The organism is Paraburkholderia sp. GW821-FHT02A12, from assembly GCF_059422005.1.
Genome location: NZ_JBWKWA010000002.1, coordinates 1599105 through 1624844, shown reverse-complemented (window position 1 = coordinate 1624844; position 25740 = coordinate 1599105). Strand labels below are relative to the sequence as shown.

Annotated in this window: 17 protein-coding genes; 9 read left to right on the top strand and 8 right to left on the bottom strand. The window is 62.8% G+C overall.

Features of this window, described 5'->3' with window-relative positions:
- A complete protein-coding gene (locus AC07WT_RS28705) occupies positions 1 to 456 on the bottom strand; it encodes a (2Fe-2S)-binding protein (protein WP_494949548.1) in 456 nt (151 codons plus the stop codon).
- 454 nt (positions 457 to 910) lie between these two features.
- On the opposite strand from AC07WT_RS28705, the gene AC07WT_RS28700 reads away from it, so the two are divergent.
- Positions 911 to 1309: a hypothetical protein gene (locus tag AC07WT_RS28700; protein WP_492594320.1), complete on the top strand. Its 399-nt coding sequence runs from the start codon at positions 911 to 913 to the stop codon at positions 1307 to 1309.
- A gap of 400 nt (positions 1310 to 1709) precedes the next feature.
- Positions 1710 to 2528 carry an alpha/beta fold hydrolase gene (locus tag AC07WT_RS28695; RefSeq protein ID WP_494949547.1) on the top strand — a complete coding sequence of 273 codons (819 nt, stop codon included), beginning with the start codon at positions 1710 to 1712 and terminating at the stop codon, positions 2526 to 2528.
- Positions 2529 to 2538: 10 nt separating this feature from the next.
- Here the strand turns inward: AC07WT_RS28695 and AC07WT_RS28690 are convergent, their stop codons facing one another.
- The gene (locus AC07WT_RS28690) at positions 2539 to 3486 is read right to left on the bottom strand and encodes a peptidoglycan DD-metalloendopeptidase family protein (RefSeq protein WP_494949546.1); all 948 of its coding nucleotides are present in this window, start codon (positions 3484 to 3486) and stop codon (positions 2539 to 2541) included.
- Positions 3487 to 4010: 524 nt separating this feature from the next.
- Positions 4011 to 4427, bottom strand: a complete 417-nt coding sequence (locus AC07WT_RS28685) for a hypothetical protein (RefSeq protein WP_494949545.1) — start codon at positions 4425 to 4427, stop codon at positions 4011 to 4013.
- 176 nt (positions 4428 to 4603) lie between these two features.
- Between AC07WT_RS28685 and AC07WT_RS28680 the strand changes: the two genes are divergently transcribed.
- Positions 4604 to 4831 carry a hypothetical protein gene (locus tag AC07WT_RS28680; protein WP_494949544.1) on the top strand — a complete coding sequence of 76 codons (228 nt, stop codon included), beginning with the start codon at positions 4604 to 4606 and terminating at the stop codon, positions 4829 to 4831.
- A 19-nt stretch (positions 4832 to 4850) separates the two neighbouring features.
- On the opposite strand, the gene AC07WT_RS28675 is transcribed toward AC07WT_RS28680, so the two are convergent.
- Entirely contained in the window at positions 4851 to 6011 is a 1161-nt protein-coding gene (locus tag AC07WT_RS28675; RefSeq protein WP_494949543.1) for a porin, read from the bottom strand.
- Between the two features lie 574 nt (positions 6012 to 6585).
- On the opposite strand from AC07WT_RS28675, the gene AC07WT_RS28670 reads away from it, so the two are divergent.
- Together AC07WT_RS28670 and AC07WT_RS28665 are read left to right on the top strand one after the other, a co-directional pair.
- Complete coding sequence (locus AC07WT_RS28670; RefSeq protein WP_494949542.1) at positions 6586 to 7707, top strand: OpgC domain-containing protein; 1122 nt, start codon at positions 6586 to 6588, stop codon at positions 7705 to 7707.
- A 109-nt stretch (positions 7708 to 7816) separates the two neighbouring features.
- Positions 7817 to 8677, top strand: coding sequence for an alpha/beta hydrolase (locus tag AC07WT_RS28665; RefSeq protein ID WP_494949541.1), 861 nt, complete (start codon positions 7817 to 7819; stop codon positions 8675 to 8677).
- A gap of 49 nt (positions 8678 to 8726) precedes the next feature.
- Here the strand turns inward: AC07WT_RS28665 and AC07WT_RS28660 are convergent, their stop codons facing one another.
- Positions 8727 to 9806 carry an AI-2E family transporter gene (locus AC07WT_RS28660; protein ID WP_494949540.1) on the bottom strand — a complete coding sequence of 360 codons (1080 nt, stop codon included), beginning with the start codon at positions 9804 to 9806 and terminating at the stop codon, positions 8727 to 8729.
- Between the two features lie 338 nt (positions 9807 to 10144).
- Between AC07WT_RS28660 and AC07WT_RS28655 the strand changes: the two genes are divergently transcribed.
- Positions 10145 to 10432 carry a DUF3331 domain-containing protein gene (locus AC07WT_RS28655; RefSeq protein ID WP_494949539.1) on the top strand — a complete coding sequence of 96 codons (288 nt, stop codon included), beginning with the start codon at positions 10145 to 10147 and terminating at the stop codon, positions 10430 to 10432.
- A gap of 59 nt (positions 10433 to 10491) precedes the next feature.
- On the opposite strand, the gene AC07WT_RS28650 is transcribed toward AC07WT_RS28655, so the two are convergent.
- Positions 10492 to 10764, bottom strand: coding sequence for a hypothetical protein (locus AC07WT_RS28650; RefSeq protein ID WP_494949538.1), 273 nt, complete (start codon positions 10762 to 10764; stop codon positions 10492 to 10494).
- A gap of 163 nt (positions 10765 to 10927) precedes the next feature.
- Between AC07WT_RS28650 and AC07WT_RS28645 the strand changes: the two genes are divergently transcribed.
- On the top strand, positions 10928 to 13486 hold the full coding sequence (locus AC07WT_RS28645) for an adenosylcobalamin-dependent ribonucleoside-diphosphate reductase (RefSeq protein WP_494949537.1): 2559 nt from the start codon (positions 10928 to 10930) through the stop codon (positions 13484 to 13486).
- A gap of 142 nt (positions 13487 to 13628) precedes the next feature.
- On the opposite strand, the gene AC07WT_RS28640 is transcribed toward AC07WT_RS28645, so the two are convergent.
- Both AC07WT_RS28640 and AC07WT_RS28635 read right to left on the bottom strand, forming a co-directional pair.
- On the bottom strand, positions 13629 to 14117 hold the full coding sequence (locus AC07WT_RS28640; protein ID WP_494949536.1) for an OsmC family protein: 489 nt from the start codon (positions 14115 to 14117) through the stop codon (positions 13629 to 13631).
- Positions 14118 to 14171: 54 nt separating this feature from the next.
- Positions 14172 to 15104 (bottom strand): 2-hydroxyacid dehydrogenase, encoded by a 933-nt coding sequence (locus AC07WT_RS28635; RefSeq protein ID WP_494949535.1) that lies wholly within the window; start codon positions 15102 to 15104, stop codon positions 14172 to 14174.
- Positions 15105 to 15471: 367 nt separating this feature from the next.
- Here AC07WT_RS28635 and AC07WT_RS28630 point away from each other — a divergent pair, with 367 nt between their 5' ends.
- Positions 15472 to 23817 carry a hemagglutinin repeat-containing protein gene (locus AC07WT_RS28630; RefSeq protein WP_494949534.1) on the top strand — a complete coding sequence of 2782 codons (8346 nt, stop codon included), beginning with the start codon at positions 15472 to 15474 and terminating at the stop codon, positions 23815 to 23817.
- A 400-nt stretch (positions 23818 to 24217) separates the two neighbouring features.
- On the top strand, positions 24218 to 25723 hold the full coding sequence (locus AC07WT_RS28625) for a sensor domain-containing diguanylate cyclase (RefSeq protein WP_494949533.1): 1506 nt from the start codon (positions 24218 to 24220) through the stop codon (positions 25721 to 25723).
- Positions 25724 to 25740 lie beyond the last annotated feature (17 nt).

Sequence of the window (25740 nt, the reverse complement as noted above, 5' to 3'; positions counted from 1 at the left end):
TCAGGCCCCCTTCGCGGCTTGCTTGATCGCCGCGCGAATGCGGTTGTAGGTCCCACAGCGGCAGATGTTGCCGGCCATGGCGGCGTCGATGTCCGCGTCGGTGGGATTCGGGTTGCTTGCCAGCAGCGATGCCGCCGACATCACCTGCCCCGACTGACAGTATCCGCATTGCACGACATCCAGTTGACGCCATGCCTGCTGGACCTTCTGCCCGGCCGGCGTGTTGCCGACCGCTTCGATAGTGGTGATCTTCCTGTCGCCGACCGCAGACGCCGGCAGCACGCACGAGCGCACCGCGACGCCGTCGAGATGCACGGTGCACGCGCCGCATTGAGCGATGCCGCAACCGAACTTGGTGCCGGTCAAGCCAACGATGTCGCGCAAGACCCACAGCAAGGGCATGTCGGGCGGTGCGTCGACGGTATGGGTCTGGCCGTTGATGTTAAGCGCTGTCATGGGCGGCTCCGAGGGGGATTTATTGTTTATCAGGCTGTTTAGACGGGGACGTTGAACCAAAACGCAAAGACGTGCCGTATTTATTCGGCAAGCCGTACTAATACGCGATGGGGCTGGCGTGCGATTGAAGCGGAAGAACTGCGCAGCGCGATGGCGCCGTGCGAGACGGGGAAATTGTAGCCGCCGCGAAAGAAGTTCGCCGCGAGGCTGCACATGCTGGTGCGCGGACAAGTGCCCTGCCTCATCGCGAGCCGAAGCTGAAAAGGGGGTTCAAATCAATGCGTTACCGTCGGCTCAACGGCTCGCGCCCACGCAGTGCAGGCGATTGCTGAATTGTTCCTGATTCATTGTTGAGCGATTTTGTTAGCATGGGTATGGCTTGACCCGATCAGCCGGTTTGATCCGGTCTGACTGTCTGACAGAAGCGCGACGGAAACGCGAAAGGAGCAGCACGATGAACGACCAGCAAAACATTCAATTCCTCTCGGAGATTCGCCGACCGCTATTGACGCTGCATAAGGCGATTCTCGATCACGAACGCGCCTCGTATGAAAAGGAATTCGGTCCGGTAACGCCCGCGGCATTCCTGCAAGTGCTCATCAACGGTTCGGCGTTTCGCTGGCTCACGCCGCTATCCACCGTCATTGCAAACGTCGACGAGATTCTCGACGATAAAGAGGCCGACTCGGCCGACCGGCTCGCCGCGGTCGAAGCGGTCACGGGGCTCTTTTCTCCTAATCAGCCCAACAATGCTTTTCTGCCGCGCTATCTGCCGCTGTTGCAGGCCGATCCGGCGATCCTGCATCACCACGGCGAGGTTTCGCAACTGCTGCGCGGCACTGAAACGAAGTAGCCGGCTGCGCTACTCATCCGCTTCGTCGAGATGGGCCGAAGACGCCTTCGGCTCCCGAATTCCCTCACCATTGCAGAACGCGCGTTCTGGCCGATCAAGCGTCGTCCACGGCAACACGGAATCGGCCTGCCCCGCGTGATTACCAGGATTTCCGGCACCGGCCGACACAACAACACCTTATTTCAAGGCAATTTGTGCCCGATTCGTAATAGTTCGCTGTACCGACGCTGCCCGCAAGTCGATCGGCCAGCGCGATGCATGACAATCCCTGGCTTTGCTGAATAAATTAAAGGTGAGGTTTTGCGGGAGGCATGCAGCGAATGCGCGACGACGCAAGCCGATCGACACGCGTTGCATGGGCCTGTTAAGGTAAGCGGACTTTTTCGCGATACTCCCTGCTATGAAAAACTGGCCGCTCACCGAAAGCTATACGTTCCGTGCTCAAACCGTGCGCTTTCATGTAACCGGCAACGGTCCGCCGCTGGTGCTGATTCATGGCACACCGTTTTCTTCGTACGTGTGGCATCGCATCGCCCCGCATCTCGCGCAGATTCGCACCGTCTATTACTACGACCTGCTCGGCTACGGCCAATCGCAACAGTGCGACGGTCAGGACGTGTCGCTCGGCGTGCAGAATGTTCTGCTGGCGGAATTGCTCGCGCATTGGCAACTGAAGAGCCCGGACGTCATTGCCCATGACTTCGGCGGCGCGACTTCGTTGCGCGCGCATCTGATCGACGGCTGCGACTATCGCAGCCTTACGCTGATCGATCCGGTCGCTGTCGCGCCGTGGGGTTCGCCGTTCGTTCGGCACGTGCGCGAGCACGGCGACGCGTTCGCCGGACTGCCGCCTTATATCCACGAAGCGGTGGTGAAAGCGTATCTGCGTGGCGCCATCGCACGCGATATTCCGGACGAAGAACTCGCACCTTACGTGACGCCGTGGCTCGGCGAAACCGGACAAGCCGCGTTCTACCGGCAGATCGCGCAAATGGACCAGCGCTACACCGACGAAGTCGAAGCGCGCTATCCGCAGGTGCGCTGTCCGACGCAAATCCTGTGGGGCGAAGAGGACCAATGGATTCCGCTGGAGCGCGGCCGCCAACTAGCCGGCGCGATACCGGAGGCGCGTTTTCAGGCGGTGCCGAAAGCAGGTCATCTGATGCAGGAAGATGCGCCCGAAGCGATTGTCGCGGCGGCGCTGCGCTGGTTGGATTAAATACCCAGGCTTAGCCGCGCCCTTGAGGCAAATAGGGCATCGGATCGATCGGCTTGCCGTCGCGGCGCAACTCGAAGCCCACGGAAACGCGCGAGTTCTTTTCGTCGCCCATCTCGGCGATCTGCTGCCCCTGCACCACGATGTCGCCGGTCTTGACCAGCAGCTTGCGGTTATGCGAGTAGGCGGTCAGAAAGTCCTTGTTGTGCTGGACGATGATCAGACTGCCGTAACCGTTCAGACCCGTGCCGGCATACATCACCTTGCCGTCGGCCGCAGCCCGCACCGGATCGCCCGCCTTGCCGCCGATCTCGATGCCGCGCGTTTCGCCAGGCTGGAAGCTCTCGACGACCTTGCCGCCCGCCGGCCATGCCAGCGAGACGCCTTTCGCGTGCCGCTGGGTCTGCTGCGCGACTTCGCGCGCATCGGCCGCGCCAGGCGCGGCCGTCTGAGCGGCGGCCGCCGACGCCGGGGCCGATGACGACTGAGCCGCAAGCGACGCAGCCGGCGCGGACGCAGCCTCAGCCTTGGCAGCAGCCGCCGCCGCGTTGGCCGCCCGCACGGTTTCCGGCGCTGCGAGGTGCAGCACCTGCCCCCTCTTCAGCCGCGAGGACGGCTTCAGGCCGTTCCATGCCTGCAACTGTCTGACACTGCAATTGTTACTCTGCGCGATGCGCGCCAACGTGTCGCCGCGCTTGACGCGATACATCAGCTGCGACGCCTTCTTGAGCGCCGCGTCATAATTGGCCTTTGCCTGCGCCGCGGCACCCGCATCGGACGCTGGCGTCGCCGAAGCCACGGGTGCACCCGAAGCTGCCGCGCCGGACGCAGCCGCTGCACTGGATGCCGTTTCCGTCTGCGCGCCCTGCTGCTCCACATTCGCACAACCGCTGACCGCCAGCGCAACCCATACGCCGGCCAAACTGGCCATCATTGTTCTGTCGAAACGCTTTCCCAACATGTTCGACTCCTGCCTTATTCATTGGCGAGCCGGGGTGCCGCGAGCGATGCGCGCGTTCGTACGACGCGCTGCGATCCCTGCGACACGGCGAGGCCGCCTCGTGCGGCGCCCACCCAGGCCCTACCGTTTATTCAAATCCTGTTACCCCTGTGGGGTGCCCTAAAACCGGCGATCTTCCATGAAAAGGGCCAGATTGCCGATTAAAATCCAAGCGGAATTGTAAAATGCATTTTGCAAAAAACGCGCCGCGCCAAACACTCTGATACAAACCTTACGCACGGTATTGCGGCGGGCCGCTCTCTTGCGGCGTGGCACACGGCGCCGCGAGGCGCCGTCGAAAGAGCCGGCAACGGCTCCGCCTCGACGACCGGACGATAACGTTTTCTTTAACGGCAAAGCGCCGCCAAAACTTGAATCGCCGGCCGCAGGCGAAGGCACGAGCGGACGAACAGCGCGAGGACGGCGGCGTGCGCCGATTGAGCGGAATTCAGCCAGAGGGGCTAGCGGCGAGGCTAGCTACGAGGCTAGCTATAGTACTGCCCCTGATAAAGCACATAGCCGACCGGATGATGCGTGAAGTGCAGCACCGGCAGCACGGGATTCTCGTTGTCGGCGGTCGGATAGGCGCTGGCGTCCGGAATGTATTCGCCTTGCGCCTCGATAGGCTGCCCGGCCTGCAAGCCCGGAATCTCCTGTGCCAGCCCCTCGTTGTCGCCGAAACGCACGGCGACGAATACTTCGGTGCCCACCAGATTCTGCGTACCGCCTTCGAACTTCACGACCTTGTCGATCTTGATGACGAAGTGCTGGTGATTCGCGCCGTGGTGGTTGTCCGGACTGGCGAACACCTTGGTGATCGTGCCTTGCACGCAAGCCAGCGGCGCGCCCAGCGAATGAACGTAACGATGATGAGGAAGGATCTGCGTCGCGCGATTGCTCATGAAGTCTCCAGGAAGGGAATCAGGTTTTCTGCGGCGAAACGTGGCGCCGTTGAACGCGCCATTACACGCGCGGTGACATGCACCTGCAAAAGCTGCCTTCGGCGCGATACCATTTGAGCGGCCCATCGCATGCGAGTTCATCGCGCGCACTCACAGGAAACAACGCAGGAGACGATATGACACGGCCCGTGGAATCGAAAATCATCAGCACTCGCATTGCCCGCGATTGGCGCGACGTCTACGCATTCGCGTCGCCACCCGAGGCATTCCCGAAATGGGCGTCCGGACTCGGCGAACCGCTGCGTCATGAAGGGGCGGTCTGGGTGTTCGAAGGCGATGAAGGTCTGGTGTCGGTGCGCTTCTCGGACACCCACCAGAGCGCGGCCGATGAACCCGGCCGATGAACGCGCCAGGTGCCCGCCGCTAGAACTTATGCCGTATCGCCGCCCGCACCACGACCTGCCTCGACGTCGATGAAGGCCCCTGGGTGCCGGGCGTAAAGGCTTCATCGAGTATCGAATACGTCGGGTCGCCGGTAACCTGCTGATACTCTCCCTGAATGTACAGGTCGGTGCGCTTGGACAAGTTGTAATCCGCCATCAGGCCGAACGAGTGGATTCTCGGCTTCACGCCGCCGCTCGACGCGTCGTAGGTTTCCATCGTGTACACATACTGGGCGCCGACGAACAGCATCGGCGAGATCTGATACTTGCCGTTCAACTCGAAGTTCTGGTATTTGAGCGAGTTCAGCAACACGCCGGGCGGCACCAGCGGGGTCACGCCGAGGTAGCCGTTGCCGGTCGGATCCAGGTAGTTCGAGTTGCTGTACGAGAAGCCCGCAGTGGCCGGGCCGAAGGTGTAGGTGATGCCGCCGCCGAACACACGCATGCGGGCGGCGATAAAGCTGGCGTCGTTCGCGGTGATTGCGCCGTTTGCGCCGTTGCCTGGGTTGTTGGCCTGCAGATACGCGGCGGCCACCAGCAGGCCGCCGTAGGCGTACTGGCCGCCGAAGCTGTACGCGCGATTATTCGCGAAGTTCGTATCGTTGCTGAAGCTGTAGGTGCCGCCGAACTGGAAGCCGGAAATCTGCGGGCTGGTGTACTTGACTGTGTTGTCGAGGCGAAACGAGTTGTCGGTGTTGTCGTTATCGTAGGGATGCGAGAACAGCGCGCCGGCCCAGTTGCCATTGGCCGTGGTCTGCGCCAGATAGTCGACCACCGAGTCGTACTGACGGCCGAACGTCAATCCGCCGTACCGCTCCGCGCTCAGGCCGACAAAGGCCTGGCGGCCGAACATCCGGCCGCCCTGGCCGAGCCTGCCGGAATTGACGTCGAAACCGTTTTCCAACTGGAAGATCGCTTTCAGGCCGCCGCCCAACTCCTCCGCGCCTCTCAGGCCCCAACGGCTGCCTTGCGCATAGCCGCTCGCCAGTTCATAGACATGGCCGCGGCCGACATTGTTGGTGTAGTTGATGCCTTCGTCGAGGACGCCGTACAAGGTCACGCTGGTCTGCGCGAACCCGGGCACGGCAAATGTGGCGGACATAGCGGCGGAGACAGCCAGCGCGAACACTTGCTTGTTCATGAAGATCTCCCTGCACTCGAGCAACGGGACTCGACCCGACCACTTTCTTATGACGCTCTGACAACGCCTTGATCAACCCCGACCTACTTTCAGGAAATCCTCACACGCCGATAGCTCGCCGTCCATCGGGTGTCGCTGCCTTATCTCAAAATGTTGCGAAATCTCCACGAGCACGCCTTGACGACTGTTGCAGCGACGCATATTCAGGTAAACGGCGCCGCGCCGACCGGAGTTAAGCCCGCCCTCCGACGCGGGACATAGGCCGGCGCCGCATGGCTGCAAGCAGCCTTGTCACACAAAGAAATATAATCGAAAGTTTTTGCGGCGCTGCAGCGGAACTCCCCGCATTCAAACGAGTCATTTTTACTGCCCCTGCAGCCGCACCACGTGTGCCGGCCCGAAAGCGGCGATGCGGATGGCCGCCCCGCGGATCGCGTATCCGCCGGGCGGCCATCCGCGGGGCGGCCGTCCGCCGTAGCACCCAATCCAATTCAAAAGCCTTGTGAGACGCCCGCCACGCTGGACTAGCGCGCCGTCGCATGAGGCTGCCTGTTGCATGACCTCGCGCCACACAATGCAAAAGTCGCAATCCCGTCTCATCGAGCTCGATTTTTTTCGCGGGCTGGTTCTACTGATCATCGTCGTCGACCACATCGGCGGCAGCATTCTGTCGCGTGTCACGCCGCATGCGTACGCGTTATGCGATGCCGCCGAGGTGTTCGTGTTCCTTGGCGGCTTCGCTACCGCGACCGCCTATGCCGCGCTGGCCGAACGACGTACCGAGGCGATCGCGCGCAGCCGCTTCCTGCGGCGCTCGCTGGAGATCTATCGCGCGTTCCTTGTCACGGCCGGCTTGATGCTGCTGGTCAGCGCGGTGCTCACCGCGTTCAGCATCGACGGACCCAATCTCGCTACCACCGATCTCGACGATCTGATCGACGCGCCCGTGGACGCCTTGCGCGACATCCTGCTGTTTCGCCGTCAGCCGTATCTCGCTTCGGTGCTGCCGATGTACGCATTCTTCGCCCTGCTGGTGCCGATGATTCTGCCGCTCGCGCGCAGCAAGCCGTGGCTGTTGCTGGCGGGCAGCGTCGCGCTGTGGGCCGGCGCCCCGGCAATCGACGCCTATTTGCCGGCCGCGCCAGACATGCATTGGGACTTCAATCCGTTCGCCTGGCAGCTCCTGTTCGTGCTCGGCGTGCTGGCGCGTTGCCAGCCGGTCTATCAGCGGATCAGCGCGCACCGTCTGGGCTGGCTCGTCAGCCTGCTGGCGCTCGCGGTGGTGGCCGCCGCGGCTTACTACAAGCTCTTCATTGAACGCGAACCGCTCGACGGAAGCCTCAAGCAAAACCTCTCATATCTGCGCGCGGTGAATTTCCTCGCCATTGCGTGGCTGGTCGCGAACCTGATCGAGCTTGGCTGGGCGAAGAAGCTCGCTCAATGGTTGCCGTGGGTCGGCATGATCGGCCGCAAGGGGTTGCTGTGTTTTATCGCCGGCGCGGTGATTTCACTGGTCGTCGATTCGGTGCTGTATGCAGCCACCGACGGCTATCTGAACTATCCGCTCGGCCTCGTCGCGGACGCGTTCGCGGTCGGCGCGTTGTTCGCTGTCGCAAAAGCGTCCGAGCCGCTCACGCGCTTCTGCACCCGGCTTTTAAACCGGCTCGCTACCCTGCGCCTCGGCACCTCGCCCTGAGGACTACGCCGCTCGCGCCCGCGATCCTTCGCCGCGTTGCCGGCGCCCGCTTCCGATGCTGATAGCATGATGGCCGCGCGCGTCCTGCGCGGTCGTCTCCTACCCTGACATGCGTCTATTCCTACCCACTACGCTGCTTGTGCTGAGCGCTGCCGTCGGCACGCCGGCTAGCGCCAGCACGGTCGTCAGCCGGACCTTCCATTCCGACGCGCTCGATCGCGACTGGGCCTACACGATCTATCTGCCGACCGGCTACCGCCAAGACACCGCCCGCATTCCGGTGCTGTATCTCCTGCACGGCAATAACGGCAACGCCGGCGACTGGCTCATGCGAGGTCATCTGCAAGCCACCGCCGACACGCTGATCGAACGCAAGGAGATGCCGCCGGTCGCGATCGTGATGCCGCAAGGCGGCACGGATTGGTACGTCGATCGCAAGGAGAAGATGGAGACGGCTTTCTTCGACGATCTGCTGCCCGAGATCGAAGCCCACTATGCAGTCGCGACGCAGCGCGGCGGCCGGATGATCGGCGGGGTGTCGATGGGCGGCTTCGGGGCACTGCGCTATGCGATGACGCAACCCGAGCGCTTTTGCGGCGCGCTGCTGTTGAGCCCCGCGATCTATGCGAACGAGCCGCCGCTTGCTTCGGCTGCACGCCGTGTCGGCGTATTCGGAGACCGGCAATTCGATCCGCGGGTCTGGCATGCGCTCAACTATCCGGCGCAATGGGAACGCTATATGAGCCGGCCGTACCGCCTGCCCATGTTCATCGCCGCCGGCGACGACGACCTCGCGATCGAGGCCGACGCGTCGTCGCTCTATACGCATCTTCGGCTGGCGGGCAATCCGGCGGCGCTGCGCATCATCGACGGCGGCCACACGTGGGACGTATGGAGCGCGTTGCTGCCGGCCGCGCTGAAATACACACTCGGCTGCGTGAAGCCGGCTTCACACGATCGGGGTAAGTGACCTCGCGAGTCAGGTCTTCTTTCTGAATGCAAGAACGGCTCGCGTGCAACTATTGCACGAGATCGCTCCACAGCACCATCAGCACGGTCATGAGCGCGGGCCCGATGAACAGACCCAGCAGCCCGAACGTCTCCGCGCCGCCGAGAATGCCGAACAGCACCAGCAGGAACGGCAAACGCGTCGAGTTGCCGATCAGCACCGGCCGCACGAAATGCTCGGCGATGAACACCACGACAGAACCGAATACTGCAAGCCCGATGGCCGCGGTCACCGAGCCTTGCGCGAACAGCCACAAGGCCGCCAGGCCAAACGTGATCGGCGCGCAGAACGGCAGCATCGCGGCGATCGCCGTGACGAGTCCGAGCAACGCGGCATGCGGCAAGCCCGTGACGAAGTAAGCGATGCCGAGCAGCACGCCCTCGCCGACTCCAACCACGACCAGCCCTGACACCGTGCCGCGCACCGCCGCAGCCATGCGCTCGACGAGGCGCGCGCCGTCGTCGCCGAAGCCGCGCCGCACGCCTTTGAGAATCGAGCCGGACAGACGCGGCCCCGCCTGAAAAATCACGAACAGTGTGACCAGCATGAACGCGAACACCATCACGCCGTGCGCCACGCGCGCGCCGAAGTGCCGGCCGAGCGTCATCACCGTAGTGCTGTGCAGGCCGTTCATCGCCGGCGATTCGCGTAATGGCGGAGCGAGATTGGCCTGCCACCAGGTTGAAATCTGTTGCGCGCCGATGGGCAAGCGCTCAATCAGGCCCGGCATCGCAATGCCGTTTTCCTGCGCGCTTCTGAACCAGTCCGACAGGTCGCGGGCCTCGCGTAACGCTTGCGCGATGCCGACGCCGACCGGCAGCACCGCCAGCAAGGCAATCGCCAGCGTCAATAGCGCGGCGATCAGCGTGGTACGGCCGGTGAACCCGCGGCTTCCCTCCACCCTGCGCAACAACGGCCACAGAGCGATCGCGATGACGCTCGCCCAGGCCGCGACCGCAATGAAGTCCCGCACGACCCACAATGCCAGCAGCACCAGTGCCACGTACAACACGAGCGAAGCCGCTTTCTGCTTTTTCAGGCTGCCGGGTGTCGGCGATTCGGACGAAGCCGCCGGGGGGCGTGAAATCATGTGACCTCTTGTCGATAGGTGCGCGAGCCGACCTGAAAAATGCAAACCCGCTACACTTGCATCGCACGGTCGCTCAACAATTTCCACATCTTAAAGGAAGCGCCGGCGCCCTCTACAGACGGCTCCTCTCGTCGCGTTGCGGACAACACTGCGTTGCAAAAATCCGCGCTACAGAAAGATCTGACTCGATCACGCCCGTAAAGCCCCGTGATTCCGGGTAAGTACGAATGTCAAGTTTCATTGTTGCTAATTGGAGAACAGTGTTTCAACCGCGGCACAATGGCTATCCGACGCGCACGAGACTACATTCGGCACACCACAACACGGAGCCGACCACGATGACCATAGAGTCCATCCCCCTTGACGGTGCCAATGGCGCACGCATCGAGATTCTCGAGCGCTCCGACACGACGCTGGTGATCCGTTGGGTCGAGCCGGGGCGCTGCCACTACGGTGAGCAGCGGTGGCGCCGGCGGTCGGCGCATACTTCCGGCACCTGCGCTGTGTCGCGGCGGAAAATTCGTCGCGGCGACGCTGTTTTTAAACCGGCTGAGCGGCCGGCGCCTTCCAATGCTTCCGCAATGATTTCAGCCGAGGTGTTGTGCGCTCTCGCTGATGAGGTCTGACGTTTTCTCTTTTCTGTTTTTCTGATCTGTTTTACTGGTGGTTCTCTGCGCGCGGCGCTTTATGTCTGCGCGCCTGCGGCGTTGCCTTTCCTTTCCCAGCCTTGCCTTGAGAGCAAAAGGAAGTCCTCTTGGGGCACAAAGAAAAGTTGATGCCGTCCGCACAGGGGCAACGCCAATAAACCAATATAAAAAAGAACGGCTAACGCCGAAAAAGCACAAAAGCATGCCACCGCCGCAAGCATACAAACAACCAGCGCCGCGAAGGCAAAAAACCCGAGCAAAGCCCGACACCGCCGGCACATAAACAAACCCGCCGGGAGGGTAAACAGCACAAGGCAGCGCCATCCAATTGCGCCCTTGCGCCGCGCATGCCGCCTGCGTTAATGTGGGCCACATTGCGTCATGTCACTGTGGCAGTCCCAAGCGTCACGCTATAGTAGTCCGCTCTCCCACCCACCGCGCCGCCCGCTTCGCGGCGCCGTTAGAGGCCACACCATGGCAGAAGACACCCCGGAAACTCGCGTGGCAGCGGCTCCCGCCGCACAGCTGGTTGCACCGCAACAATTCTCCCTCGACGTTCTGCTCGAGAAATACGCGAAAGGCGACGAACAATCGGCTGACGACGTGTTCAAACGCGTTGCCCGCGGCGTCGCTCAGGCCGAACCGGAAGCGCTGCGCGAATCGGTGGAAGCACGCTTCGTCGACAATCTGCGTCACGGCGCGCTCGGCGCCGGCCGCATCATGAGCGCGGCGGGAACCGGCATCGCCGCCACCCTCATCAATTGTTTCGTGCAGCCGGTCGGCGACTCGATTCAAGGTGTCGACGAACAAGGTCTTCCCGGCATCTATGTCGCATTGCTGCAGGCCGCTGAAACGATGCGCCGCGGCGGCGGCGTCGGTTATAACTTCTCCGCGATCCGGCCCAAAGGCGCGCGCGTTCACACCACCAGTTCGTCGGCGTCAGGTCCGTGCAGCTATATCGACGTGTTCGATGCGTCGTGCCGCACCGTTGAAAGCGCCGGCTCGCGGCGCGGCGCCCAGATGGCGGTGCTGGACTGCAATCACCCCGACCTGCTCGAATTCATCGAAGCCAAACATTCGAAAGGCCGCTGGAACAACTTCAATGTGTCGGTCGCGGTCACCGACGAATTCATGCGCGCAGTCGAAGAAGATCAACCCTGGCAACTCGTCCATCGCGCCGATCCGTCACCCGCGCTGCGGGCCGCCGGCGACGTGCGGCAACGCGGCGACGGCCTGTGGGTCTACAGCGAAAAACCCGCCCGCGAAATCTGGGATCGCATCATGCGTTCCACCTACGATATTGCGGAGCCGGGCATCGTATTCATGTCGCGCATGAACGAGGACAACAATCTACGCGCGCTCGAAACCATCCGCGCCACCAATCCGTGCGGCGAACAGCCGCTGCCGGCATACGGCTGCTGCAATCTGGGGCCGTTGAATCTCACGCGCTTCGTGATCGATCCGTTCGCGCAAATGAAAGGCCGCAAGCCTTCCTTCGATTGGGACGGGCTCGCCCAGATCACGCGCACGCAAGTGCGCTTTCTCGACAACGTGCTCGACGTCACGCTGTGGCCGCTGCCGCAGCAATACGACGAGTCGCGCGCCAAGCGGCGCATCGGCGTGGGCTTCACCGGACTCGGCGATACGCTGGTGATGCTCGGCCTGCGCTACAACTCGCAGGAAGGACGCGATTTCGCAGTGCGCATCGCGCGGCTGATGCGCGACGAGGCCTATCAGGCGTCGGTGGAACTCGCGCGCGAACGCGGCGCGTTTCCGCTATTCGACGCCGAGCGCTATCTGGAAGCTGGCACGTTCGCGTCGCGCTTGCCCGACGACATCCAGGAAGCCATCCGCCGCGACGGCATCCGCAACAGCCATCTGCTGTCGATCGCGCCCACCGGCACGGTCAGTCTCGCGTTCGCGGACAACGCGTCGAACGGCATCGAGCCGGCCTTCTCGTGGACCTACACGCGCATGAAGGTGATGGCCGACGGCGGCCGCGAATCGTTCGACGTCGAAGACTACGCGTACCGGCTCTATCGCGAACTCGGCGGCGATGTCAATGCGTTGCCGGACTACTTTGTCAGTGCGCTCGAAATGTCGGCGCACGATCATCTCGACATGATGGCAGCCGTGCAGCCCTACGTGGATACGTCGATCTCGAAGACCGTGAACGTGCCGGCGGACTATCCGTTCGAAGCGTTCGAAAGCCTTTATTTCGACGCGTGGAAAGGCGGACTCAAGGGCCTCGCCACTTACCGGCCCAACGAAACGCTCGGTGCGGTGCTCAGCGTGAGCCCGCAGCAAGTGGACGACACGCTTGCCGAGACCGATCTCGATCCGCTGCGCATCGCAATCGATCATCGGCCCAAGGGCGAGTTGCCGGCGATCATCGAAAAAGTCGAGTATCTGACGCAGGCCGGCAAAAAGTCGCTGTACGTGGCGGTATCGTTCATCGAAGTGACCGGGCGGCTCGGCGGCGAAGACGTCACGATCGAACGCCCTATCGAGTTCTTCATTCCGACCGGTCAGCGCGACGAGTCGCAGCAATGGATCACCGCGACGATGCGCTCGCTGTCGCTCGCGGCGCGTGGCGGTTTTGTCGCGCGTAACTTGCAGGACATGCGCAAGGTCTCGTGGGATCGCGGGCAGGTGCGGCTCGGCGAGGTGCAACGGCTCGACGGTCATCGCACGCCGCGTTGGCACGATTCGGAAGTCGCGGCGCTCGCCTTTGCGATCCAGCAGATCCTGCACCGGCGCGGGTTCCTCGACGCCGAAGGCAATCAAGTGCCGTCGCGGATGCTCGCACGCCTGCCGCGCGGGCAGATGAAGGCCGAAATCGCGCTGGCGGCGGATTTCGGCCTACGTCCTCATCCAGGCGAGGCTGAAGGAGCCTCCACGGAATCCGCCGGCTCGCCGGCGCTGCACACCATGCTCGGACGCAAATGCGGTTCGTGCGGTGCGAATGCCGTGATTCGCAAGGACGGTTGCGATTTTTGCACCGCCTGCGGCGAAATCGGCGCGTGCGGATAAGCGCGCAGGTAGGTGCGTGGGTACGGGGGTGGGTACGGGGGTGGGTACGGGGGTGGGTACGTGCGTCGGTACGTGCGTCGGTACGTGCGCCGGTACCTGCGCACGTACCGGCGTGGGTACGTGTGGGCGCGCGCCTGGGCAGTTAGCTGACAGCAGCAGCCGGGTGCGTCCCACCGCTCTCGACTTCGACAACCGTCTTCACCGAGTTCGCCAGATAACACGACTCGTGTGCGGCATGGTGCAGATGTTCGAGTTGCGCAGCGGTAGGCTGTCTGTCGCCGCCAAACACGATTTGCGGCCGAAGCACGACACGCGTCATCACTTCCTTGCCGGCGTCGTTCTTCGCCAGCGTGCCGACGGCTTCGTCGCGATACGCCGCGACGACATAGCCCTCGCCCGCCGCGATCGACAAAAACCACAGCATGTGACAGCTCGACAGCGCCGCAACATAAGCCTCCTCGGGATCGACGGCGGCCGGGTCGGAAAACGGCACGCGCACCACATGCGGCGAACTCGATGCGGGCACCACCGCCCCGCCATCGAACTGCCATTGATGCGCGCGGCTATAACGGTTGTCTGTGAACTTGCTGCCGTTGCTGTGCCATTCGATAGTGGCGGTATGCGTTGCCATGCGAGTCGATCCTCTTGATGAAAAACCTGTGTATGCGAAGCGCTGGGCGCGGCGTCAGATCGGCGTCAATACCGCTTCGCCCGCAAAATGCCGTTTCGCGTTGGCCAGAAAATTGTCTACCGAGGCGGTGATCGCCTCCGGCGAGCGACCGCCCACATGCGGCGTCAACACCACATTGCGCAGTGCCAGCAACGCCTCGGGCGGATGCGGTTCGCCCTCGTAGACATCGAGCGCCGCGCCGGCAATCGTCCCTACGGTCAGCGCCTCGGCTAATGCGGCCGTGTCCACCACGCTGCCGCGCGATACGTTGACCACGAAGCCGTTGGCCCCAAGCGCCTGCAGCACCGTCTTGCCGATCAGATGATGCGTACCTGCGCCGCCGGGCGTCGCCACCACCAGAAAATCGCACCACTGCGCGAGACTCTCAACGCTGTCGAAATAGTTCAGCGGCGCGCCTTTGCGCGGCTTGCGGTTGTGATAGCCGATTTCCATGTCGAAACCGGCGCCGCGCCGCGCGACCTTCTCGCCGATGTTGCCGAGCCCGACGATGCCGAGCCGCTTGCCGGAGACATTCGGATGCATCGGCAACGCGTCGCGCCAGATGCCATCGCGAGTGGCCCGATCGAGTTGCGGCACGTCGCGCACCACCGCCAGCAGCAAGGCGAAGGCGTGATCGGCCACGCAATGATCGTTGGTGCCGGCGCCATTGACGAGCACGATATCGCGCGAGCGGGCGTGGTCGATAGCGAGATTTTCGAAGCCGGCGCCAAGCGCGCTGACAAATTCGAGTTGCGGCATCTGATCGATTTCAGCCGCCGTCAGACCGGTCGTCCCATTGGTGAGCACGGCGCGGACCATGTCGCCGCGCTGGGCGATCGCGACGGCGCGCTGGGTGGAATCGGGAGCGTAGATGACATCGAAGGCGGCCTCGACACTGGCGCGGCTCGCTTCGTTCAAAGGAATCAGAACCAGCAGGGATGGCTTCATGACCTGGACGCGTTTTTTGACGGGAGGTTAGGTTTAGTGCGAAGGAGCGACGCCATAGACGTCGGGGACGCTACCTCGTAATTCTGTCAGAAATTTTGAGATGGTGATTGAGGTACCATTCGCCGAATTGCAGCAAACAATACTGTCGATATTTGCAGCGTGCGAAATACGTTGCTTCGCCCAAGAAATCGGGATGGCCTGGCCATGGTGTCGGTAGGAGTGCGATGCAATTGAACTGTCCCGGCCGTCCGCGCCGCGGCAACGATTGACACTCTTTGACGCTGCCTTTCGACGTTTCGTTTCGATTTAATGCGATGTTCGAGGCCGTGAGAGCGGATCGAACGAAAATCGCGAGTAGAACAAGATCATGAATAAAAACCAATACCGGCTGGTATTCAGCCGCGTGCGCGGTATGCTGGTTGCGGTGGAAGAAACAGCCAGCGCAGCGGGGAAAGCAAGCACGAGCGAAACGCGGCGTACCGTCAATCGCGGCGGTTGGCATATGGTAACGCAGTTCGCTTTGCGTCTCGTCGCATTCGGCGCATTGATTGCCGCTGGCGCCATGCCGATGTGGGCGCGTGCGCAGATCGTGGGAGCGGGGCCGAACGCCCCCTCGGTGGTTCAGACACCTAACGGCTTGCCACAAGTGAACATCAACAAGCCGGGCGGCGCGGGCGTTTCGCTGAACACCTACAACCAGTTCGACGTTCAGAAGAACGGCGCGATCCTCAACAACTCGCCGACGATCGTCAATACGCAGCAAGCGGGTTATATCAACGGCAACCCGAATCTGAGTGCGGGGCAGGCGGCGCGCATCATTGTCAACCAGGTCAACAGTACGGCGGCCAGCCAGATCAAGGGGTATGTCGAGATCGCGGGAAGCCGCGCGGAGATCGTGCTGGCCAATCCCGCCGGTATCGTCGTGGATGGTGGCGGGTTCATCAATACCTCACGCGCAGTCCTTACAACGGGCGTGCCGCAGTTTGGCGCGGACGGCTCGCTGACGGGCTTCAATGTGAATCGCGGCCTCGTGACCGTGCAAGGTGCGGGCCTCGATACGTCAAACGTCGACCAGACGGATATTATTGCGCGCGCTGTGCAGGCCAATGCCGCAATCTACGCAAAGAACCTGAACGTGATCGCCGGCGCGAATCAGGTCAATCACGACACGCTGGCCGCGACGCCGATTCAGGGGGATGGCGCTTCACCGGCAGTTGCGATCGACGTGGCGCAATTGGGCGGCATGTACGCGAACCGGGTGTTTCTGGTCGGCAACTCCGCAGGCGTCGGTGTGGCGAATGCCGGCACGATCGCGGCACAGGCGGGCGACCTGACGTTGCAGTCGGATGGTCGTCTGGTGCTCACAGGCAAGACCACGGCAAGCGGCAACCTGGCGCTGTCGGCTGCGGGCGGCATCCAGAATAGCGGCACGACGTACGCCCAGCAATCGGCGTCGGTGAACACGGCCGCCGATCTCACGAACAGCGGTACGCTGGCCGCGCAGCAGAATACGACGGTGAACGCCGACAGCGTCAACTCGACCGGCACGCTCGGCGCGGGCGTGAACAACGACGGTTCCGTCGCGCGCAGCGGCGATCTGAACGTGACGTCAGCGGGCCAACTGACCGCGGCCGGTCAGAATGTCGCAGGCGGCAACGCGTCGCTGGCAGGTGGAAGTGTGAATCTCGCCGGCAGTCAGACCGCGGCGAACGGTAATCTTTCGCTCAATGCGACGTCCGGCGACGTGAATCTCGCAAATGCGACGACGAGCGCCCAGGGTGCCGTCTCTGCGAACGCAGTGGGCACGGTGGTCAACGATCACGGCAGCCTGGCGAGCGGCGGCAGCACGACGCTTTCTGCCGGTAGCGTTTCGAACCAGGGCGGCAAGGTGTCGTCGCAGGGGCCATTGTCGGTGACGGCCGCCAACCAGATCGCAAACCAGTCCGGCGTGCTCGTGTCGGAGAGCACGATGGCACTGCGTGGCGGTACCGTCGCGAACAATCAAGGCACGATCCAGAGTGCCGGACACGCGACGGTCGACGGGGGCGCGATCGACAACACGGCAGGCCGCATCACGTCGCTCAATGGCGATGGCCTGTCGGTAACGACGAGCGGTCAATTGACCAACGCGGCGGGCACGACGTCGGATGGCGCGCAAGGCGGCATGATCGGCGGCAATGGCGACGTGACCGTGCAAGGCGGACATATCGCCAACCACGGCACGATCACGTCCAGCACGAATCTTCACGTTGCCGGTCAGTCGGTCGGCAACAACGGCGGCGCGCTGAGGGCCGCTCAGGCCGTGACGGTCGATGCCGGCGCGCACCTGACGAACAGCACCGGCACGATCGCCGGCCAGACGGCAACGGTCAGCGCAACGACGCTCGACAACAGTGCCGGCACCGTGCAGGCCGAACAGGTCTCGTTGACCGCTACCGACCTCGCGAATCATGGCGGCGCGATTACGCAGACCGGCACCGGCGCGATGGGCGTCAACGTGTCGGGCACGCTCGACAATTCCAGCGGCGGCACGCTGCAGTCCAACAGCACTGACCTGGCACTCGCTCCCGCTTCGCTGGTTAATGACGGCGGCACGATCACGCATGCCGGCACTGGCACGCTGACGCTGGGCAGCGGCACGGGTTCGGTGTCGAACGTGGGTGGTGCGATCGCGAGCAACGGGCGCATCGTGGCGCAGACTGGCACGCTGAACAACACGTCGGGCTCGATCAATGGTCAAACCGGGCTGACGGCCATGGTCGGCGGCGCAGTGAACAATGCGAACGGCAAGCTGCTGTCCAATACGGACCTTGGCATTACCAGCGGCACGTTGACGAATGACGGTGGCCAGATCGGCGCGGGCACGAACGCGACAATCCACACAGGCGCGATGACGAATCAGGGCGGCTCGATTGTCGCGCCGAACCTGTCGGTCACCGCCGACTCGACGCTGGATAACAGCGGGGGCAAGCTCGAAACCAATCAACTGGCGTTGACGGCCACGAACCTCGTGAACCGCGGCGGAACGATCACGCAGTATGGGGCGTCGGCGATGGGCGTGAACGTGAGCGGCACGCTCGACAACTCGGCCGCCGGCGTGATTCAGACCAACAGCACGGACCTGACGCTCAAACCCGCTGCGTTGAACAATGCGGGCGGCACCGTTACGCATGCCGGCACCGGTACGCTGACGATTGCACCGAGCAATGGCGCAAGTGCGCTGAACAACGCATCGGGCACCATCGTGACGAAGGGACAAGCGGTCGTCGATGCGAGCAGTTGGAACAACGCGAGCGGTATTCTCGCCGCGCAGCGCGGCATCAACGCAACGATTTCGGGCGACGTGAACAACGCACAGGGCCTGCTGCGTTCGGAGGCGTCGCTGTCGTTGACGAACGGCGGCGCTCTGTCGAACCGAGGCGGCCACGTCCAGGCCGGACAATCGACCGCGGGCGACACTAGCACGCTCGATATTCAGTCGGCCTCGATCGATAACGCGGACGGCGCCATGGTCGACCTCGGCGCGGGCAAGATGACGGTGCAAGGCGGCAGCCAGATCGCCAACAGCCATGTCGGCGGCGTAGCGGGCATGGGCGCCATCACCGGCAACGGCGATGTAACGATCAGCGCGGCATCGATCAGCAACACGCAAGGCGGTCAGCTCAGTGGGGCATCGCTGCACGTCCAGGGGAATACGCTCGACAACAGCGGCGGCACGATCGGCAATGTTACGAATTCGAATGGCGACGTCGACGTGACCACGGCTGGTGCGATCACGAACACGAACGGTCAGATCAGTTCGACGCACGACCTGACGGTCTCGGCAGCCACGCTGCAAGGCGGCGGTACGTATAGCGCAACGCACGACGCGAACGTGAACCTGCGCCCCGGAGGAAGTCCCCTTGGGGGACAGGGCAACTACACGTCGTCGCCCGACACGCAGTTCAACGTCGGTCACGATCTCGCGTTCACGCTGCCCGGCACCTTCACGAACAACACGAACCTGCAATCGGTCAACAACCTGAGCGTCGATGCGGGCAGCATCGTCAACGCGGGCGCATTGACGGCCGGCGGCCTGCTGCACACGCAATCGACCAATCTGACCAATACCGGCGCGCTCGTCGGCGCCAGCGCGTCGCTCAATGCAACGAACACGATCTCGAACGTCGGCCCGACCGCGCTGATCGGCGGTTCCGACGGCAACGGTACACTCGAGATTCTCGCGCACGACATCGAAAACCGCGACGACACCACGTCCACCGATACGATGGCGCAAACGGCCATCTTCGGGATGGGCAAGGTCGTGCTGGCAGGCGGCAAGGATGCGGGCGGAAATTACACGAATGCGGCGGTGGTCAACAACGCGTCAGCGCTGATCCAGTCGGGCGGCAACATGGAACTGCACGCCGACAAGGTGACGAACACGCGCCGCGTGATGACGACCTCGACCAGTTCGATCGATCCGGCACTGCTCGCGCAGTTCGGCATTCCGATCAGCGGCCGCACGGGCCAGGTCGGCGTGAAGGATCCGGACAGCATCGGCGGCGTCTATACCGATCCGCCTCATGGTGGTCAGTGGAACAGCACGTATCAGTACACGACCTACTATGCGGACAGCGCGACGGCGACGACCGTGGCAGGCATTAGTCCGGCAGGCCAGATCGTGTCGGGCGGGAACATCGACGCGTCGTCGGCCGGCAATCTGCAAAATTACTGGAGCAACATCGCCGCGGTCGGTGACATCAAGATGCCGTTGCACTACGACGCTGACGGCTGGGCGGCGTCCGGCCAGAAACTGCCGGGCGTGGCAGTCTCGTATTCCGGGCAATATCACTACAACAACTACGACAACAGCGAATACAACTGGCAGTTGCCGTTCGGCAACGCGCCGTTCGTGACGGGACGTCCCGGTGGCTATACGCAGGCGGCGCCGGCCGACATCAAGGATTACAAGCTGCCGGGCTACGATTCGACGCTGGGTTCGAACGGCACGATTTCGGGTACCGGCGTCAGCGTCAATAACACCGCGGGCAACGCGTCGATTCCGTCGCTCGGCCTGCTGCCCGGACAAGCCGTTCCGGGCCTGACAATCGGCGGCCTCAGTGGCAACGCGAGCGGTGCGAAATCGGGGGCGTCGTCCGTGCACGGCGGCACGCCAGCGCCGGTGGACCCGATCATTGCGAGTGCGACGGCGCTGAACGTGCTGAACAATCTCACCATTCCGCAAGGCGGGTTGTTCAAACCGACCACTGCGCCGAACGCGAGCTACGTGATCGAGACGAATCCGGCGTTCACGAACCAGAAGAATTTCATTTCGAGCGACTATTTCTTCGGTCAGCTCGGCGTCGACCTCACGCATATTCCGAAGCGGCTCGGCGATGGCTTCTATGAGCAGCAGCTTGTGCGCAACGAAGTCACGGCGCTGACCGGTAAGGCGGTGCTTGGCCCATACGCGGACCTGCAGACCATGTATCAGTCGCTGATGGCGGCCGGTGCGGATCTGTCGAAATCGCTCGATTTGCCGATCGGGGCAAGTCTGTCGGCCGATCAGGTATCGAAGCTGACGAGCAACGTAATCCTGATGGAAACGCGGATGGTCGAAGGCCAGTCGGTGCTGGTACCGGTCGTCTATCTCGCGAAGGCCAGCCAGCAGAACATCGACGGGCCACTGATCAGCGCGACGAACATCGACTTCCAGAACGCACAGTCGTTCACGAACAGCGGCACGATCAAGGCAGATAACACGCTGGCGATTCAGGGCAAGCAGATCGACAACGCGTTCGGCGCGCTGCAAAGCGGCGGGCTGATGTCGCTCAAGGCCGGGAACAATATCGATCTGACGTCGGCCAATGTGAAGGCCGGCAGCCTGCAACTGGACGCCGGAAAAGACCTGATTCTCGATACGGCGACGAAGACGAACACGCGGGTGAGTCGCGATGGTGCGACGAGCGTGGTGACGACGCTCGGGCCGACCGCGAAACTGGACGTCGCGGGCGACGCGTCGATCACCACGGGCGGCAACTTCCAGCAAAACGCGGGCAACCTGTCGGTCGGGGGCAACCTCGGCATGAATGTCGGGGGTAACTGGGATCTCGGTGCGGTCCAGTCGGGCGAACACAAGATCGTGCAGCGGGCGAACGGCGTATCGAACACGGACATCAACAAGGTTGCCGGCAGCTCGGTCGAGGTCGGCGGGCAATCGAGCATCGGCGTCGGCGGGGACGTTACCGCCAAGGGCGCGCAGATCGACCTCGGCCAGGGTGGGACGATCGCAGCCAGGGGCAACGTTACGCTCGGCACGGCGAGTGCGACTTCGACGGTAAACAGCAACAGTTCGGGCAGCGATAGTCACGGCAGCTACGCGGAGACGTTGCACACGTCGGACCAGGCGCTGACCGGCACGATGCTCAAGGGCGGCGACACGGTCAACATTGTGTCGGGCAAGGACATCACGGTCAGCGGCAGCACGATCAGCCTCGACAAGAGCAACGCGAACCTGCTGGCAGCCGGCGATGTGAATATCGGCGCGGCAACCGAGACGCACGAACTCAACTCGCACGAAACGCACAGCCACAGCAATGTGGTGAGCGGTTCGAAGGTTGCGAGCGGGGTTGACCAGACGGCGACCTATAGCCAGGGCAGCACGGTGTCGGCCGATGGCGTCAACATTGTCAGCAACCGAGACATCAACGTGACGGGCAGCAACATCGTTGGCACGAACGACGTTAAGTTGCAGGCAACGCGTGATGTCAACATCAAGACCTCGCAAGATACGGTCCAGTCGTCCACCTACTACGACAAGCAGGAGTCCGGCCTGCTGTCGAACGGCGGTCTGTCGGTTTCGATTGGTTCGCGCTCGCAGTCGGACAAGCAGCAATCCGCCAGCGTGACGAACAACGGCAGCGCGATCGGTGCGCTCAATGGCAACCTGACGGTAAGCGCAGGCAATGACGTGCATGCGACCGGCAGCCTCCTCCACGCAGGCAACGATCTCGCCGTAGCGGGCAAGACCGTCACGATCGATTCAGCTTACGACACCATGAGCCAGGCGGAACAGCAACAGTTCCGTCAAGCGGGCTTGTCGGTCGGATTCACCAATCCGGTTGTGGCGACGGTGCAGACGGGCCGGCAGATGGCGGAAGCAGCGCAACATACGAACGGTGACCCGCGTCTGACGGCACTGGCAGCGGCCACCACGGGACTGGCGGCGAAGAACCTCTATGATGGCGCGGCCAGCGGCAATCCGGTGCAATCGCCGACGAGCGTCGGGGTCAGTATTTCGCTCGGTGCGAGCAAGAGCGACAGTCAGTCGCAAGCCCAGGCGAGCACGGCTATCGGCAGTACGCTGTCGGCAGGTCGGAATGTCACGATCGGGGCGTCGGGCGCAGGCGCCGACAGCAATATCAACGTGATCGGCAGCACGATTTCGGCCGGGAACAACGCGCTGCTGGCGGCTGACGGCAACGTGAACCTGCAGGCGGCACAGAACACCAGCGACCAGCACTCGACCAGCAGCGGGTCGAGCGCGTCGGTCGGCATTGCATTCACCGTGGGTTCGCAAAATGGTTTCTCGCTCAATGCGGGTGTGGCGGGCAATCGTGGGCACGCGGACGGCGATTCGACCACGTGGACCAATACGCACGTCACGGCGGGCGACACATTGACGATCCAATCGGGCGGCGACACGAATCTCAGGGGGGCCGTCGCATCGGGTAAGCAGGTCGTGGCCGATGTGGGCGGCAACCTGAATATCGAAAGCTTGCAGGACAAGGACCATTACGATTCGAAGCAGCAGAGCGCGGGCGTATCGGTCAGCGTCTGTGTGCCGCCTTTCTGCTACGGCGGTTCCTCGAGCGCGGCGGCAAACTTCAACCAGCAGAAGATGCACAGCGACTACGAGGCGGTGGGCGAGCAGTCTGGCATCAAGGCGGGCGATGGCGGTTTCCAGGTCGACGTGAAGGGCAACACCGATCTCAAGGGGGGCGTGATCGCGAGTGGCGACAAAGCCGTGCAGGACGGCGTGAACAGCCTGACGACTGCGACGCTCACGCATAGCGATATCGAAAACCATGCATCGTACGACGCGTCGTCGGTCGGGATTTCGGGCGGTGTCGGCGGGCAAATCGGCAAGGATCAGAAAGGTACGGCGGACAACGTGAATCCGGTGCCGGGGACAACGCTGCCGAAGGGGGATGGCGGAATGCAGGTTGCGCCGCCCGTAGCCCTCAGCGCGTCGGGCGATGCGAATTCGACGACGAAGAGCGGTATCAGTGGCGGCGCCATCACCATTACCGACGGCATGAAGCAGCAGCAACTGACGGGACAGACTGCGGCCGAAACGGTAGCGAACATCAATAGCGACACGTCGAACACCGGGGGCGCGCTCGCGCCGATCTTCGACAAGGACAAGATCCAGGCCGGCTTCGACATTACGAGCCAGTTCATCAATCAGGCGGGGACGTTCGTGGCGAATCGCGCGGCGGAAGCCGATGCAGCGAAGGCAGCCGCGAACAACCCGAATCTGACGCCGGATCAACGAGCAGCCGCCCAGCAGCACGCCGATGAACTGAACGCCAATTGGGGGCCGAACGGCACCTATCGTCAGGTGCTGACGGCTCTGTCGGTGGCCGCGGGCGGTAATGTAACGGGGGGTAACTTGCCTCCAGTGCGAACAAGTGCGCGTGCAGCATCGCTTTCAGGAGCTGCTGAGTGAACGCGGCCTCGTTTGTCATGAAGGAACCTATCTCGGTCAAACGACGCGGCAACACTTCACCTGTCGTTCAGGACACGAATGGACTACCGAAGCGCGTAAGATTCTAGACGGCCACGGCTGTCCACGATGTGCCAAAAACGAGTTGGCTGCTTGTCTCCTACATTCCGATGGCTTGGAGCATCTTCACGAGACGGCGACGGAGCGCGGCGGTCGTTGTCTGTCTCCCGTGAGTCGAACACGGCACGAACAGCATTGCCCTAAGGTCCGCCGCCTAAAGTTCGCCCTGATCGTGCCGTTATTCTCCAGTGTGGACCGGCGCAAATGCGCTTCGCGGCGCGCCTTTCTGTTACCTGCCCCCAAGCCGCCTTAAAATAGCCGGAACTCCGAACACGGGACCCTCATGCTGGATACTCTCCCGCGCGGCTCAGAGCCCGCCAACGACGCCCCGCAGGAAGTCCCCTTGGGGGACGACTCCGAGATGTTCGAACTCGCGCCCGTCTCGCTCTGGCTCGAAGACTTCAGCGGCGTACACGCATTGTTCGACACCTGGCGGGCGCAAGGCGTCACCGATCTGCGCGCGCATTTCGCCGAGGACCCGCGCCGCGTCGGCGAATGCGCACACAGCATTCGCGTGATCAAGGTCAATCAGAAGACGCTCACACAATTCGAAGCCGCCGACTTCGAGGCGCTCAACGGCAATCTCGCCTCGGTATTTCGCGACGACATGCTGAAGACCCACCTCGAAGAGCTGTGCCAGTTGTGGGCCGGGCAATCGCAGTTCACAAGCCAGACGGTCAACTACACGCTCGGCGGACGGCGGCTCGACGTGCTGCTCAAGGGTGCCGTGCTGCCTGGTCACGAGGACCGCTGGGACCGCGTGCTCGTGTCTGTCGAAGACATCACCGAACTCGAAGGCGCGCGCCATCGCGTGACGCTTGCCGAACAGTACGTGCGCGGCCTGTTCGAACATTCGCCGGTGTCGCTCTGGGTGGAGGATTTCAGCGCGGTCAAGCGTTTGCTCGACGAAGCACGCGCGGCCGGCATCAGCGATTTTCGCGTGTTTACCGACGTGCATCCCGAGTTTGTCGAGCGCTGCATGCAGGAGATTCACGTGCTCGACGTGAACCAGCACACGCTGGAGATGTTCGCGGCGAAGGATAAAAAAACGCTGCTGGCGCGCCTGCCCGACGTATTCCGCGACGACATGCGCCCGCATTTCCGCGAGCAATTGATCGATCTGTGGGACGGCAAGCTATTCCAGCAGCGCGAAGTACTCAACTATTCGCTCGAAGGCAACGAGGTGCACGTGCACCTGCAATTTTCGGTGCTGCCCGGTCACGAACGCGACTGGGACCTGGTGCTGGTGGCCCTCACCGATATCACGGCGCGCAAAAAGGCCGAGGCCTACCTGGAATTTCTCGGCAAACACGACGTGCTGACCAAGCTGCGCAACCGCTCCTTTTATGTCGACGAACTGAACCGGCTCGAACGCAAGGGACCGTGGCCGGTGACGATCATCATGGCCGATCTGAACGGGCTCAAACGCGTGAACGATCAACTCGGCCACGCCGCCGGCGATGCGCTGCTACGGCGCGCCGGCGAGGTACTTGCCAAGGCGATGGATACGCCGTTCCATGCCGCGCGCATCGGCGGCGACGAATTTGCGATTCTGATGCCAGATACCGACGAACGCGGCGGCATCGCGATGATCGATGCGATCCGTCAATTGGTCAAACTGAACAATCAGTTTTATCCGGGCTCGCAGCTGAGCTTTTCGATGGGCGCGGCGACCTGCCGGCGCGGCGAACGGCTCGAGGCCGGTGTGCAGCGCGCCGATCTGCTGATGTATGAGGAAAAGCGCATGCACTATGCGAATCAGCCGGGTTCGGGCACTCAGGGTGACTGAGCGCACTGCAACAGCCT